The organism is Rhizobium sp. BR 362, assembly GCF_036528765.1.
In the GTDB taxonomy this organism is placed as follows: Bacteria; Pseudomonadota; Alphaproteobacteria; order Rhizobiales; family Rhizobiaceae; genus Rhizobium.
On the sequence record NZ_JARWGH010000008.1, the window covers coordinates 106,625 to 121,533 of the forward strand.

13 protein-coding genes are annotated in these 14,909 nt (G+C 60.9%); 7 read left to right on the plus strand and 6 right to left on the minus strand.

Features of this window, described 5'->3' with window-relative positions; genetic code table 11:
* Position 1: 1 nt before the first annotated feature.
* Complete coding sequence (locus tag QDY28_RS14220; RefSeq protein ID WP_331382331.1) at positions 2-895, plus strand: LysR family transcriptional regulator; 894 nt, start codon at positions 2-4, stop codon at positions 893-895.
* 27 nt (positions 896-922) lie between these two features.
* Here the strand turns inward: QDY28_RS14220 and QDY28_RS14225 are convergent, their stop codons facing one another.
* Complete coding sequence (locus QDY28_RS14225; protein ID WP_331382332.1) at positions 923-1,210, minus strand: hypothetical protein; 288 nt, start codon at positions 1,208-1,210, stop codon at positions 923-925.
* Between the two features lie 236 nt (positions 1,211-1,446).
* Here QDY28_RS14225 and QDY28_RS14230 point away from each other — a divergent pair, with 236 nt between their 5' ends.
* The 3 genes from QDY28_RS14230 (at position 1,447) to QDY28_RS14240 (ending at position 4,704) form a co-directional block, all read left to right on the plus strand.
* Positions 1,447-2,454: an SDR family oxidoreductase gene (locus tag QDY28_RS14230; RefSeq protein ID WP_331382333.1), complete on the plus strand. Its 1,008-nt coding sequence runs from the start codon at positions 1,447-1,449 to the stop codon at positions 2,452-2,454.
* 139 nt (positions 2,455-2,593) lie between these two features.
* On the plus strand, positions 2,594-4,384 hold the full coding sequence (locus QDY28_RS14235; protein WP_331382334.1) for a thiamine pyrophosphate-requiring protein: 1,791 nt from the start codon (positions 2,594-2,596) through the stop codon (positions 4,382-4,384).
* Entirely contained in the window at positions 4,381-4,704 is a 324-nt protein-coding gene (locus tag QDY28_RS14240) for a hypothetical protein (RefSeq protein WP_331382335.1), read from the plus strand. Before QDY28_RS14235 ends, QDY28_RS14240 begins: the two co-directional genes overlap by 4 nt.
* A gap of 10 nt (positions 4,705-4,714) precedes the next feature.
* Here QDY28_RS14240 and QDY28_RS14245 read toward each other — a convergent pair whose 3' ends face one another.
* Genes QDY28_RS14245 through QDY28_RS14255 form a run of 3 tightly spaced genes read right to left on the minus strand, consistent with a single transcriptional unit; the run spans position 4,715 to position 7,294 of the window.
* Complete coding sequence (locus QDY28_RS14245) at positions 4,715-5,818, minus strand: flavin monoamine oxidase family protein (protein WP_331382336.1); 1,104 nt, start codon at positions 5,816-5,818, stop codon at positions 4,715-4,717.
* A gap of 1 nt (position 5,819) precedes the next feature.
* A complete protein-coding gene (locus QDY28_RS14250) occupies positions 5,820-6,521 on the minus strand; it encodes a cupin domain-containing protein (protein ID WP_331382337.1) in 702 nt (233 codons plus the stop codon).
* A gap of 2 nt (positions 6,522-6,523) precedes the next feature.
* Positions 6,524-7,294: an SDR family oxidoreductase gene (locus QDY28_RS14255; RefSeq protein WP_331382338.1), complete on the minus strand. Its 771-nt coding sequence runs from the start codon at positions 7,292-7,294 to the stop codon at positions 6,524-6,526.
* A 94-nt stretch (positions 7,295-7,388) separates the two neighbouring features.
* Between QDY28_RS14255 and QDY28_RS14260 the strand changes: the two genes are divergently transcribed.
* Positions 7,389-8,300, plus strand: a complete 912-nt coding sequence (locus QDY28_RS14260) for a LysR substrate-binding domain-containing protein (protein ID WP_331382339.1) — start codon at positions 7,389-7,391, stop codon at positions 8,298-8,300.
* 178 nt (positions 8,301-8,478) lie between these two features.
* On the opposite strand, the gene QDY28_RS14265 is transcribed toward QDY28_RS14260, so the two are convergent.
* The gene (locus QDY28_RS14265) at positions 8,479-11,634 is read right to left on the minus strand and encodes an efflux RND transporter permease subunit (protein WP_331382340.1); all 3,156 of its coding nucleotides are present in this window, start codon (positions 11,632-11,634) and stop codon (positions 8,479-8,481) included.
* Positions 11,634-12,692 (minus strand): efflux RND transporter periplasmic adaptor subunit, encoded by a 1,059-nt coding sequence (locus tag QDY28_RS14270; protein ID WP_442967522.1) that lies wholly within the window; start codon positions 12,690-12,692, stop codon positions 11,634-11,636. Before QDY28_RS14270 ends, QDY28_RS14265 begins: the two co-directional genes overlap by 1 nt.
* A gap of 200 nt (positions 12,693-12,892) precedes the next feature.
* Between QDY28_RS14270 and QDY28_RS14275 the strand changes: the two genes are divergently transcribed.
* Both QDY28_RS14275 and QDY28_RS14280 read left to right on the plus strand, forming a co-directional pair.
* Positions 12,893-13,579: a response regulator gene (locus tag QDY28_RS14275; protein WP_331382342.1), complete on the plus strand. Its 687-nt coding sequence runs from the start codon at positions 12,893-12,895 to the stop codon at positions 13,577-13,579.
* Between the two features lie 2 nt (positions 13,580-13,581).
* Entirely contained in the window at positions 13,582-14,871 is a 1,290-nt protein-coding gene (locus tag QDY28_RS14280) for a HAMP domain-containing sensor histidine kinase (RefSeq protein WP_331382343.1), read from the plus strand.
* The last annotated feature ends 38 nt before the right edge of the window (positions 14,872-14,909 follow it).

A 14,909-nucleotide genomic window follows, 5' to 3' on the forward strand; every position in this document is an offset into this window, starting at 1 on the left:
AATGAACCTAAGCCGTTCCATCATCCCCGATCTAGCCGTTCTCCAGGCATTCGAGTGCGCAGCGCGCCATGGAAGCTTCACGCAAGCCGCGCTGGAGCTGAACCTCACCCAAAGCGCAGTCAGCCGCCAGATCCGAACGCTGGAGACCCAACTGCACGTCAATCTGTTCGAGAGAATCAGAAAACGCGTGGTTCTGTCCTCCGCCGGCAAAGCGATGCTGCCCGAAGTAAGGCGGCTGCTGGCACGCACCGAAGAAATGGTGTTGCGGGCAATGGCTTCCTCGGATGGCAAGAATGTCCTGTCCATCGCCACGCTCCCGACCTTTGGAAGCCGTTGGCTTCTTCGGCGTCTTCCTGATTTCCTGAAAGACAATCCGAACACGGTTTTGAACATCGCCTCGCGCTCGGAGCCGTTCGATCTGACGCTGGAGGATTTCGATCTTGCCATTCACTATGGGCAACCGGTTTGGGCGCACGCCACCTGCACCTATCTTTGCAGCGAGCTCATTTTGCCCGTTGCCAGCGCGTCCCTGTTGAACTCGTTCCCCGTCACCCAAGCCCAGGATTTGGAACAGGGCCCGCTTCTTCATCTGGCAACGCGGCCGAGATTATGGGCCGAATGGTTCCAGTTGAACGGCTGTGAGGGGTTCAGCCCGTATCATGGAAGCCGGTTCGATCAGTTCAGCATGATCATCGAGGCCGCGATACTCGGGCTCGGTTTTGCGCTGCTTCCAAAATATCTGATCGAAGAGGAGATCGCTTCGGGGCGCCTTCAAATTGCGTGGGACAGGCCGATGGCGACCACCAACAATTACTACATCGTCACGCCCGAAATGAAGCAACAGTCATTGACGACAAAAAAGTTTCAGGAGTGGCTCCTCAGCCAAGTCGCCTGACAACTCGGTGCCAATCGCTATGATCAATCATTCGGACATTATCGACGACGACATGTTCACTCTCGCCGAATAGCCGGGCTGCCCGCTTATATGCATAGCGACGGCAAAACCAGCGACAATCGAGCACAGCACGATAAGAAGGGGAATGATGATCAGTCCTAAAGTTCCTCCGGCAGATCTTATAGTTTGCAGATCCTTCTTTGTGGAAATCAGCGCCGCCAACGGGGTATGCGATTTCACCAGCGTGCCAGCCGGCTTGCCATTATTGGGGCCACCTCGCCTCGAACTTGGACTGGTCCTTTTGAACTGCAGCATTTCAGCCACCTGATTGCATAGAGAACCGTGAGCACGATCCCACCAGGACCATGCTCCGCCTCAAAACGCCGGAGCCATCAGGCAAGGCGCCTGACGACGGTCCGAGCAGACCTGCCTTCAGCGCCTATTATATATCATGTTATGATATAAATTAAGGGAATACCGATCGATTTCGGCTCGTCCCATTTCGAGGCCGCGCCCGGGGAACTCTTGATCGCCCAAACCATTAATCAACAATGTCTAGCCGCAACAATCATCCTGTTGTCGTCGTCACCGGTGCTTCCGCCGGCGTTGGACGCGCCGTCGTACGGCGGTTTTCCGGCGATGGAGCGAAGATAGCGTTGATCGCGCGTGGTCGCGACGGCCTCGATGCCACCGCCCGCGAGGTGGAAGATGCTGGTGGGACCGCTCTCGTATTGCCTTGCGACGTCGCGGATGCGAGCGCCGTGGAACACGCCGCAGAAGCCATCGAAGATGCCCTTGGACCGATCGACATCTGGATCAACGTCGCCTTCGCCGGCATCCTTTCACGCTTCGTCGATATTTCGCCAGAAGACTATCGGCGCGTAACGGATGTCACCTATCACGGTCAGGTCAACGGCACCCGGGCCGCGCTGAAGCGCATGCTGCCGCGCAACCGCGGTTCGATCGTGCTCACCGGTTCGGCGCTTGCCTATAGAGGCATTCCCCTACAGTCGGCCTATTGCGGCGCCAAACATGCGATCCAGGGTTTTCAGGATGCCTTGAGGGCGGAACTCTTTCATGCTCGAAGCCGCGTCCATGTTTCGATGGTGCAACTGCCGGGCATCAACACGCCGCAATTCGACTGGATCAAGACCAATCTGCCCATGAAGCCCAAGCCCGCAAGTCCTCCCTACCAGCCGGAGGTCGCTGCCGAGGCTATTCATTTCGCGGCGTTTCACAGGCGCAAGCAAATCATGGTCGGCCTGCCGACGCTCGAAGCTATTTGGGGAGACCGCTTGGCGTCGACCCTTCTGGATCGTTACCTCGGCCGGACCGGATTCAAGAGTCAACAGGATGCGGAACGGATAGCCTACGACCGCCAGGATAACTTGTGGCAACCGGTGCCCGGCGACCACGGCGCACATGGTCGCTTCGACGCCGAGGCTCGACGCTTCAGCCTGCAACTCCTCCTGACCATGAAACGCAACTGGCTGATTGCCGGCGTTTTGGCGGCAGGACTTGGCGTGCTTGCCTCACGGCGAAGCCGGGAACTGCAATAGAGAGCTTGGCGTCCCTGTTGGGGGGACATGCCACGCTTTCGACGGACAAGTTGCGGCTCTGCGACCTTTTGTCTTCGAATAGGAACATTCTGAACTTCGGACCGTTCGAGGCACATCCGAATTTCTATGGAGCCGAAACATGGCGATGACGGTTGGCGATTTCATTGTAAGGCGCCTGCTGGAGTGGGGCGTGCGTCGAATGTTCGGCTATCCCGGCGATGGCATCAACGGCATGTTCGGGGCACTGAACCGCGCAAAGGACAAGATTTCATTCGTGCAAGCCCGGCACGAGGAAATGGCCGCATTCATGGCGTCCGCCTATGCCAAGTTTTCCGGTGAACTCGGYGTCTGCATAGCCACCTCCGGCCCCGGGGCGGCTCATCTGGTGACGGGTCTTTATGATGCCAGACTGGATCACCAACCGGTTCTGGCGATCGTCGGACAGCAAGCCCGCCGCGCCATAGGCGGTCACTACCAACAGGAAGTCGACCTTGCCGCCTTGTTCAAGGATGTAGCGGGCGATTTCGTTCACCAGGCCGCGATGCCCGGACAAGTGCGGCATCTCGTTGACCGCGCCGTTCGGATCGCCTTAGCCAACAGAACCGTCACGGCTATCATCCTGCCCAGCGACCTTCAGGAAATGCCCTACGAGGAACCGCCTCGGAAGCATGGAACGATACATTCGGGCATCGGTTTCAGTCCGCCGCGCGTCGTTGCACACATCGAAGATCTCAAGGCTGCGGCCAATATTCTCAACCGTGGCAAAAGGGTTGCCATGCTCGTCGGCGCTGGCGCACTGAAGGCCACCGACGAGGTGATCGAGGTCGCAGACCGCCTCGGGGCCGGCGCCGCCAAGGCGCTTCTCGGAAAGGCTGTCTTGCCGGACGATCTTCCCTGGGTCACCGGGTCGATCGGCTTGCTTGGCACAAAGCCTTCCTGGGACCTGATGCGGGATTGCGATACGCTCCTGATGATCGGATCGGGCTTCCCCTACTCCGAATTCCTGCCTGAAGAAGGCCAGGCGAAAGCCGTTCAGATCGATATCGCCCCGAGCATGCTGTCGCTGCGTTATCCGATGGACGTCAACCTTGTCGGMGATGCCGCCGAGACCCTCAAAGCTCTTTTGCCGCTCCTCAATCAGAAAGACGATACGTGGCGCAAGCAAATCAAAAAGAATGTCTCGGAGTGGTGGGACACGCTGAAAGAGCGCGCGCTTGTCGACGCTAATCCCGTCAATCCTCAGCGCGTCACGTGGGAACTCTCGCCCCGCCTGCCGGAGCGCGTCATCCTCACCAGCGACTCAGGYTCCTGCGCCAACTGGTATGCGCGCGATCTCAAGATGAAGCGAGGCATGATGGCCTCCCTGTCGGGCGGACTGGCATCGATGGGGGCGGCTGTGCCCTATGCGATCGCCGCCAAATTTGCCCATCCCGATCGCCCGGTCATCGGTCTGGTCGGCGACGGCGCCATGCAGATGAACAATATGGCCGAATTGATCACGGCGGCAAAATACTGGCAGGACTGGACGGATCCACGTTTCATCATCTGTGTCTTCAACAATGAAGACCTCAATCAGGTGACCTGGGAGCAGCGCGTGATGGAAGGCGATCCGAAGTTCGACGCATCGCAGAAAATTCCGAACGTCCCCTATCATCGTTTCGCCGAGCTCATCGGCCTGAAAGGAATATATGTCGATCGCGCCGACAACGTCGGTCCGGCATGGGACGAAGCCTTGGCCGCCGAACGCCCGGTCCTTCTCGAGGTAAAGACCGATCCGGAAGTGCCGCCGCTGCCGCCGCACATCACCTTCGAACAGATGCAGCACATCACCGAAGCTTTAATGAAGGGCGATCCGCATGAGGCCGGCATTATCAAAGGTACCGCGAAACAGCTCCTTCGTGCTCTCCTGCCTGGCGGAGACGACAAGTGACGTCTGTTTCACCATTGATCGATCGCCTCGAATGCGCCGCTTATAAAATTCCCACCGATGCCCCGGAGGGAGACGGCACCTTCGAGTGGGATTCGACGACAATGGTCATGGTCGAGATTTGGGCGGGCAGCCATTGCGGTATCGGATATACCTACGCGGACGCTGCAGTCACGGGCCTGATCGCAATCTTGAAATACACGCTGATGGGATCGGAATGTTTCGACATTCCCTCCATTCTTGAATGTCTGGCGATCAAGGTCCGCAATTCCGGGCGATCCGGCTCGACAACACCTTGCGACGCCGGGTCTGCCGAGGCTTGATATATCAAGTTCATTTGAGATCCATATTCGACAGGATGTTGGCGACTGCCCGACCGGCCGCGATGACCGCACCGGCGAGATAGCCGGGTTCGGCGGGGCTGGTCTCGCTTCCGGCCAGCCACAGGCGGCCTTTCCACGCGCCGGATACCCATAGCGAGCGCCCCGGCATTGGATGCCCGCCGCTTACACGATCTGCGACGGTGGCTGTCAGCGGATCGGCTGCCCAGTCCTTGAACAGAACCGACTGCGGTTTGAGCGCATCGGACCCGAAAAGCTTGGCAAGCTGTGCGAGGCAAGCTTGTTTCAACATTTCCTCGCCGAGTGTCGCCCGCTGATCCGCACCGACACCAAGAAAGCCGAAGAGGGCCGCCTTGCCCGAGGCGGTCGTCGCATCATGGATTTCCATCAGTGGCCCCACCATGCTCTGAGCGGTGCCCGAAAGTCCAGCGGCCCGCCAGAACGGCTCATCATATATGGCGAAAAACTTCGCATGCGGCGCCATCCATGTCGGCGTGTCGCGCCATCGGGCAGCGGTCGCCGGATCTTGTTCGGGGCTGAAGGTTACGGTCGCTTCCAGCAGCCGCGGCGGCAATGCGGCCACGACCTGCTCGGACCGGAGGAGATCGACTTGGCCATCGCTTCTTTCCAGCGTGAGCTCAGTCCCGGCATCGGATAAGGCAATCGCCGTCACCTTTGCATCGACAAGAATTCGGTCGGCTGGTATGTCCCCAGCCAGCGCGCGCACCGCCGCGGCAGTACCGCCGGAGAGCCTCATCGACGACTGTTCCTGCATTGCGGGCATGTAGCGCTGCGGCTTTTCCCGAGACATCCGTTCGAACATTACATCGCCCTCGCCGTTCTGCGGAAAGGAGTGCAGGCCAAGTTCGCCGACGAGCGTGTCCATCGCCGGCTGCATCTGCGGCCAGTACCATGAGGGACCTAGGTCGAACCCGTCATCTGTCGGCTTGCCGGATTCATTGGCGGTCAGAATACGGCCGCCCAGCCGGTTTCTGGCTTCCACGACTGCCACGTCGACGCCCGAAGCGTGAAGCGCGCGTGCTACATACAATCCGGCGAGGCCCGCTCCGACGACGGCTACTCTGCAAGCTTTCATTTCACTTGTCCTTGTGCGCTTCGGAACCATCGAAGACGCATACGTCATCATGAAGGAGAGGCGCCAACTTGTACCAGACCCGCACACCGTCCTGTCCGACGCGAGCTCGAAAAGGTTGCCCCGGAGGGAGGCGCAGCCAAGACCAGCGCGCGAGCTCATCACCCGCTTCGGTCAAGGAGCCGTCGATCACCAAGAGTTCAAGCCCCTGCGGATTGGTCAGCTCGACATCGGCGTTTGCCTGCCAGTCCTCAAGCATCACATGCTCGCCCGCGCCCTCGAAAAGGATCTTCGAAGACATGACCCCATCGCGAAGCTCGCCTGCCTCACCTTCACCGGGCAGCCGGACAATCCGTTCGCGATCGTCTTGCTTGAACTGCCAAAGCTTCACGAGGATCACACACCCCTCCTCGCTTTGCGGTGCATGCCCGGTTCCTGGGGGATTTCGAACATAGGTGCCGGCCGGGAAGTCGCCGCTCTCGTCCTGGAATACGCCGTCCAGAACAAGAAATTCTTCGCCGCCCGGATGCTCGTGATGCGAAAAACGGCTGCCGGCGGCGTAGCGCACGATGGAAGTGGCGCGGGCCTTCTCGCCACCGATGCGAAAAAGCATCCGCCGGTCCACGCCCGCCACCGGGCTCGGCAGCCATTCGAGCCGGGCGGCATGGACGATAGCGCGCCTTAAGAGGTCGTCGTTGAGTAGCATGTTCAAAGCTCCGATCTACCGCCGTCGACGACGATTTCCGCCCCGAGCATGTAGCTCGACGCGTCGCTGGCCAGGAAGAGGACGGCGGACGCGATCTCTTCCGGCCTGCCCATGCGTCCGATTGGCACCTGCGCACCAACCCGGTCCGCATAGGCGCGGAACTCTTCCTCGCTCTGGTTCTTTCCGCGGTGGATCGGCGTTTCGATCGAGCCGGGACCGACGGCATTCACCCGGATCTTGCGGTCGATCAGTTCAGCCGACATCGTCCGTGCAAAGGAGCGAACAGCCGCCTTGGAAGCGGAGAGGATCGCACGTCCAGGCATACCGACCTGGTTCAGCCAGGAGGTATTGAGGACGATGGAGCCGCCGTCGCGCATGAGCGGGAGCACTGCCTGCACGGTAAAGAAGACACTTTTTACATTCGCATCCATGATTCTATGATAGGTCTCCTCGTCGGCCGTTGCGAGCGGCGTAGCGAGCGCGATGCCCGCATTGGCAAACAGGATGTCCAGCGATCCGAACGCCTCTTGAAGCGTCTCTCTCATCTGCCTTAGATCATCGAGCGAGGAGACGTCGGCCTGGATCGCAAGGGCCTCGCCGCCGAGTTCGGCCATTGCGCAATGAAGTTTTTCCGACGACCGGCCGGCGACGGCGACGCGCGCGCCATTGTCACGCAGCGCCTTGGCGGCCGCCAGACCAATTCCGCTCGAACCGCCCGTAACGAGCGCCTTTTTCCATGAAGCATGAGTGCTACTCCTGTTGCTGCCCGACATATGCGACCTTCAGCGTTGCCTTGGCGAGGCAAACGAGCCATACCGGATAGAAAGAAAATCTTTGTCGATCGAGGACGAGCGGAAGGCAGGCGTCATGAGAAACCTTGCGAGGCTAAAATCTCTTCAGGCTCTTGAAGCCGCGGCTCGACACGGCAGTTTCGTCGGCGCAGCAACGGAGCTGGACGTCACGCCGCCTGCGGTCGGCCAGCTCGTGCGCTCGCTGGAAGACTGGGTCGGCTATCCTCTGTTCCGCCGAAGCCGATCGGGCACGGAGCGTCTGACGCCGATAGACGAGGCGCAGGACGCGCTTGGGGATATTGCGCAAGGACTCGATCTTCTGGAGGCTGGGCTGAAGAAGCTCAGAGGCCGAAAGGCCCGTTCGGTCGTTGTGGTGACGGCGTCTCAGGCTTTGGTCGCTAACTGGCTTCTTGCCCGGCTCGACGAGTTTTCGACGAACTACCCGAACATCGATGTCCGGCTCGACGTCTCCGATCGGGTGATCGATCTGGCGCAAGGGGAAGCGGATATCGGCATTAGGTGCGGCCTCGGCTCCTGGAAAGGCGTGAGGTCAACCTTTCTGATGAGCGAGGAGGTCATCGCGGTTTGCCAAAACCGGCTGTTACCGCAGGATCAGGACGTGACGTCCGGCTGGATCGCCGAACAGACGCTGATCCATGATGGAACGCCTCATCCGGGCGGCGACTTTCCCACCTGGGCGGAATGGCTGGCTAAAGCCGGTGCAAACCAGGCGCCGGCTGACCGTGGGCTGAAGATCAATTCCACGGCCGCCGTGATCCAGGCGGCCGTTGCCGCGAGGGGCATAGCCCTTGTGCGCAAAGCCCTCGTAGCGCAGGAACTCGACAGTGAAAGGCTGGTCCATCTCCTTCCGGAAGTCCGCTGGCCTGTGAAATGGGCCTATTACGTCGCCGCCTCACCGAAGGCGCTGCGCCGGTACGAGGTTGCCGCCTTTCATGATTGGCTCGCAGGTCGCGAGCCCCGGCCGTGATCGCCTGGAAGTTCATCGACCTTTCCGTCGGACGGCAGGACGCGCAGGCGGCATGACGCCGCCTGCGTGGGGAATACGTCCCGCGGCCTCGTTCCGGGGGAGGAACGCGACCGAAGAGGTTGCCACGAGCATTGACAGGCATTGTCGATGCTCGGACCAGTAACTTGCCGACACCAGATCATCTGTGGCCGCGGGCTTGCTTCTGGTCAGGCTTGAAAGCGATCGCCTCACGGTCATTGGATGCCTGCGGCGCCTGATCCTCTGCACTCTCGTGGCTCAMCCCGACCCGCCGCAGGAGCCGCTTGAGCACCTGTTCCAGATCGTCGACGAAGGTGAAGATGACCGGAATGACGATCAGGCTGAGCATCGTTGACATCAGAACGCCGCCGATCACCACGATGGCCATTGGCTGCCGGAAGCTCGAATCCCCGCCTGTCAAGCTGAGTGCAGCCGGCAGCATGCCCGAGGCCATGGCTATGGTGGTCATGACGATCGGCCGCGCCCGCTTGTGGCAGGCATCGACGAGTGCATCGAACCGGGACATGCCCTGGCGGCGAGACATGATCGCATATTCGATCAGCAGGATGGAGTTCTTCGTCACCACGCCCATCAGCATCAGCAGACCGATAACGGCGGGCATCGAGAAGCTGGTGCCAGTCACCACGAGCGGTACCAGCGCGCCGCCGAGCGAGAGCGGCAGGGCCATCAGCAGGGTGAGCGGCTGCAGGAAGTCATGGAAAAGCAGGACGAGGACGGCATAGATACAGAAGACGCCGATCGCCATTGCCAGCGCAAAACTCTGGAACAGTTCGGAGCTGCGCTGCAACTCGCCCTGTTCGACAAGAGTCACACCCGGCGGCAGATGCTGGAGCGCCGGCAGCGCCTTCGCCTCTCGGTTGACGTCGCCCAGGATGCGGCCGTTAAGTTCGACCGAGACCGTGACATTGCGCATGCGGTCGATGCGGTCGATCTCCGAAGGGCTGCCGCCGATGCGGATGTCGGCAATCGATCCGAGATCGACATTGCCGTTGGTGCCGGCGACGCGCATGCTCTTGATGTCGTCGAGACTGGTGCGCGTCTCAGGCGAGAAGCGGACGACGATCGGGATCTGCCGCTGTGGCAGGTTGAGCTTCGGCAGGTCGGAGGAATATTCCCCATTCGTTGCCACGCGCACGGCACTGGCGATCGCATTCGACGTTACCCCGAGCGCCGCGGCGCGCGCAAAGTCGGGCGTAATCTGGATTTCCGGCGCTTGCCTCGCCGCCGTCGATGTCACCGCGCCGATACCCTGCAGCGTGCGAAGCTGCTCCTCCAGCGCCGTGCTGGCGCTATCAAGTGCACCAGCATCGTCACTGGCAAGCGTGATCTCGAGCTTGGTGCCGTTACCGCCGCTACCGACCTCCACGCGCACACCGGGAAGGACGGAAAGCGCCTGCCGAATGTCATTTTCGATTTCCGACTGCTTACGGTCTCGATCGGCGATCGGGGTCAGCACGACGACGATCGTGGCCGAGCCGACATCGCTCGTGGTCGTGACGTTGGGTCCACCGCCGTTCGAAGATGCCGTACCGACGGAGGAAAAGACATGCGTTACGTCGCGCAGCTTGCCGATGATATCCGCAGCCTTCCGGGTCTTCGCGTCCGTCTGCTCGAGAGTGGCGCCGGGCTGCATGGTGAGCGTGACCTGGGTGCGGGCATCATCGGAAGCAGGCAGGAAGCCGGATTTCAGCAAGGGGATGGTGGATAGCGAGAGCGCGACGACGACAGCGGTTGCGGCAATCGTGGTCTCCCTATGGTTCAAAGCGGCCTTAGCGATCGTCATATAGCCGCGCATGATGCGCCCATCCTTCTCCTCCGCCGGATGGGCCTTCATGAAATAGGCTGCCATCATCGGCGTCAGCAAACGCGCCACGACGAGCGAGGCAACGACCGCGACGGAGGCGGTTATGCCAAATTGGCGGAACACAAGGCCCGGAATGCCGCTCATGAAAGCCGTCGGCAGAAAGACGGCAACCAGCGTGAAGGTGGTCGCGATGACGGCAAGCCCGATCTCGTTGGCCGCTTCCATAGCGGCATCCATCGGTCGCTTGCCCATCTGTAGGTGGCGGGCGATATTCTCGATCTCGACGATGGCGTCGTCGACCAGGATGCCGACCACCAGCGACAGCGCAAGCAGCGTGACGATATTCAGGCTGAAGCCGGCGAAATACATCACCAGGAAAGTCGGTATGACCGAGAGAGGCAGAGCCACCGCCGACAGGATCGTCGCGCGCCAGTCCCGAAGAAAAAACCAGACGACCACGACCGCCAGGATGGCCCCTTCGTAGAGCATGTGCATCGAACCATCATAGTTGTCGATGATCGGCCCGATCGTGCTGTAGGCCTCATCGATCTGCACATTGGGATGGGCGGCTGCGAACTGCTTGATCGCCTTGCCGACGTCAGACGCGACACCGCTGTCGGAAAAGCCGTTCGAACGCTTGATCTCGACGGCGATCACCGGCTTGCCGTCGAGATAGGCGATCGAGGAACGATCCGCGAAGCTGTCCTTGACCGAGGCGATGTCGTCCAGGCGGGCCTGCTGGCCATTGGCGAGTGGGATCCGCAGCCCCTTCAGCGCCTCGACCGACGGTAAGGCGCCGAGCGTACGCAGGGTCTGCCGGGTACCGCCGACTTCGCCAAGTCCGCCGGACGTATCCGCCTGCACGGCCTTTAGCTGCGACGATACGGTGGCGGCGGTGACGCCGACCGATGCCATGGTCTTAGGGTCGAGATCGACATGAACCTCACGGTCGACCCCGCCGATGCGGTTGACTTGCCCGACACCCTGCACCGACAGCAGCGCCTTCGTCAGATCATTGTCGACAAACCACGAAAGCTCGGTTTCGTTGAGAGCGGTCGAGCGGATGGCATAAGTGACGAGCGCGGAGCTCTGCACCGTGACCTTGGTGACGCTCGGCGACTCCATCTGCGCGGGCAGATCGGCCTTGACGCTGTCGACGGCATTGCGGACCTCATTGAGAGCTGTTTCACTGTCTTTCTCCAGCTTGAAGGACACCTTGATCGAGACGGTGCCGTCGGTGATCGTCGTCGTGATGTGGTCGAGATAACTCAAAGCAACAACGCTATCCTCGATGGTGCGGGCGACCTCGGTTTCAAGCTGCGTCGGCGCCGCGCCATCGAGGGTGGCGGTGACGCTGATCGTCGGCAGGTCCATATCGGGAAAATTCTGGACCGACAGATGGCGGAAGGCCAACAGCCCGCCGACGGCAAGCATGACAAATAGCAGGATCGCTGGGACAGGGTTACGGATCGAGAAGGCAGAGAAGTTCATCAGTTCGCCTCCGCAATCTTCACGAGGTCATGATCAGACAAAAAGGCACCGCCCGTGGTTACGACCTTCGCCGATCGGTCGATGCCGGAGACGATCTCGACCTCGCCGTTGTTGCGGCGACCGGTTTCCACGCGGACCCGCCGCACCCGCTTGTCCTCGCAGGCGGTGAAGAGATAGCTGATGCCATCGCGGAACACGATTGCCGTCTCGGGCACGGTCAGCGCCGGCGTGGTCTGCAGCTCGATGCTGCCCGTGACGTAGAGGCCGGTGCGCGGACGAACGTCGGCGGGAAGCGCGACATAGACGATCGCCCGGCTGGTGTCGGTGCTGACAGAGGGTCCGACCAGCCTCACCTTACCTGCGATGGCCTGGCCGTCCGGTCCGTTGATCGCGACGCTCAGGCCCTCCGAAATCCGCGGCAGATAACGCGCCGATACTTCGGCCTGCCATTCGACACGCTGCTGGCGCACCATGCGGAACAGCTCGGTGCCGGTGGAGACGACTGCGCCGAGGTCGGCGGAACGCGAGGTTATGAGGCCGTCGTCAACGGCTGTAATGGTTGTCTTCGCGAGCTTGATCTTTTCGCTGTCGAGCGCTGCTTCCTCGGATCTCAGGCTTGCCGTCGCCGTCTGCTCGTCGGCGAAATATTCGGTGATTTTCTCAGCGGAGAGAGCGCCAGAGGAGCGAAGCTGCCGCGCACGATCCGCGTCGGCCGTGGCTTTGGCGAGTTTCGCCTTGGCGGTGACAACAGCCGCCTCCTGTTTGCGAAGGTCTGCCAGCACGCTGTCCTGCGACAGCCGGGCCAGCGTCTGACCTTTCGTGACCACCGAGCCGACATCGACCAGAACTTCGGTGATGCGCAGGCCGCTCGTTTCGGAGGCGATGATTGCTTCCTGCCAAGGCTTCAACCAGCCGCTCGCGGGAACGGTCTCCGGCCAATCCCGTTGCGTCGGGGCCGTCAGAGAGACGGTGAGCGCGGGGGCGGCAACCTGTTCCGCCGTGGCATTGCGGAGAGGGAAAAGAAGCGCAACCGCGACGAATGCGGCGGCGAATGTCATGAATGGCTTTTTCAACGATGCATTCCTTGCGAGTTCCGGCACGGGCGCGGCTATTCCCGCCGCGCGACCGATGCCGCCACATTGATCAGTAGCCGGGCGAACGTTAAGTGCGGTCAAGTTAGTGTTAAGGTGGGTAAAACTTCGTCCTGCGCCCGCATTTGTGCGGTATGAATCGCTGATAGGAATGACAGGTAACGTGCATGAACAAGGTTCTTCTCATCGACGACGACGTCGAGCTGACGACACTTCTTCAGGAATATCTGATCGAGGAAGGATATGAGGTCATAACGGACACGGATGGCCGTGCGGCTATTGCCGCTGCCGCCGGCAATACGGTCGACATCATCGTACTCGACATTATGATGCCTCGGATGAACGGGATCGAGGTTCTGCAGAGAATCCGGAAGCTAAGCCAGGTTCCCGTGCTGATGCTGACGGCGAGAGGCGATGACATCGACCGGATTTCGGGCTTGAACCTTGGCGCCGACGACTATGTCCCGAAACCATGCTCGCCTGGCGAGCTTGCGGCGCGCCTGCGGGCGATCCTGCGACGGACCGGCCAAGCTGCAACCGGGGCGTCGACCGATACGCTAAGAGCAGGCCAGCTCGTCATCCATCCGGGCAGCAGAACCGCCGAGTGGCGCGGCGAGGCTTTGGATCTGACCGGCACCGAATTCAGCCTCCTCGAAGTCCTCGCCCGCGGCGCCGGCCAGCTCGTGTCGAAGCAGGACATTTCGAAACGGGCTTTCGGAAAGCCGCTGACACCGTTCGACCGCCGCATAGACGTCCATATCAGCAGCGTTCGCCAGAAGCTCGGGTTGCGGGAGGACGGACAACCCTGGATTCAGTCCGTGCGCGGCCAAGGCTACCAACTTCTGGTGGATTGATCATGCCCCGGCTGTTCTGGAAATTCTTCGCGATCGTCTGGCTAACGCTGGCGGCAACCGTCGGCGTCATCATGATCATCTTCAAGCTCAGTCAGGCGGTCCCGTTCGCGCATGAACTGGAACAGGATAGGCGGACGCTTCTCGTCAATCTCACTGCAAACGTCTTGCTAGCCGATGGCGAAGATGCCGCCAGACATTTCATGCTCACGAGCGAAAGGACGGAGCCGCTCGGCCTGTCCATGTCGAAGACGTCAGACGACAATGCGTGTGTGCAGGAGACCACGCCCGATGCACGCTCACTCCTAAAGGAGGGGAGTTGTTACCGAATCTTCGTCGCGAAGCCGATGAGTTTCACCCTTGAGAACTTGGCTCCGATATTGCCCTGGATCATCACCCTGATCGCCAGCACGATAGCCGCGGGTGCGCTCGCCCGATACCTCATTCGCCCCGTCGTCCATCTGCGTGATGGCCTGAGCGCGCTGGCCCACGGGCGCTTCGACTTCCGTATCGGAGACAAGATGGCGGGACGCAGGGACGAAGTCACTGCGCTCGCCCATGATTTCGATTCCAGCGCCTCGCGGCTGGAGGAGCTCCAGGATGCGCAGCAGCGGCTGTTTCACGACGTATCCCATGAGCTGCGTTCGCCTCTATCCCGCCTGCAGGCCGCCGTGGGTGTCCTCCGGCAGAATCCGGCGAAACTCGACGTCATGCTGGATCGCATGGACAGGGAGGTCGAGCGGCTCGATATGCTAGTGGGAGAAATCCTGACACTTGCCAGACTGACCGCCGGCTCCAGCTTGCCTTTGAAAACGCAATCCCTTGATGTCATCGAGCTTTTGAACGAGATCCTGGGCGACGCAGCATTCGAAGCCCAGGCCAGACAGATCTCGATCACGCCCGGCGTCGGCGGCATGTTCTTGGCCGAAGTCGAAGGCGAGCTGATCTATCGGGCACTCGAAAACGTCGTTCGCAATGCCATTAAATATACGGCCCCGCATTCAAGCATCTCGGTGTCCTGTGAAACGACGGCCGATCTCCTCAAGATCCGCGTGACGGATCAAGGACCGGGGGTCGGGCGAGATGAGCTGGAACGCATTTTTCAGCCATTTTCCCGCGGCAACGACGCCGTGCCGGAAGGGGGATATGGCCTCGGCCTTGCAATCACGCGGCAGGCGATCGAGCATCACGGCGGGCGAGTCTCCGCATCGCTGCCGGCGGCCGGCGGCTTGACCATCACCCTTGAAATTCCTCGAAGGCCGGCGGCCTACGCACCGGCAAGCAAGCGCGCCTGAGCAGGCTCGGCCTTAAGCCGCATCTGAAGTTCAGCCGC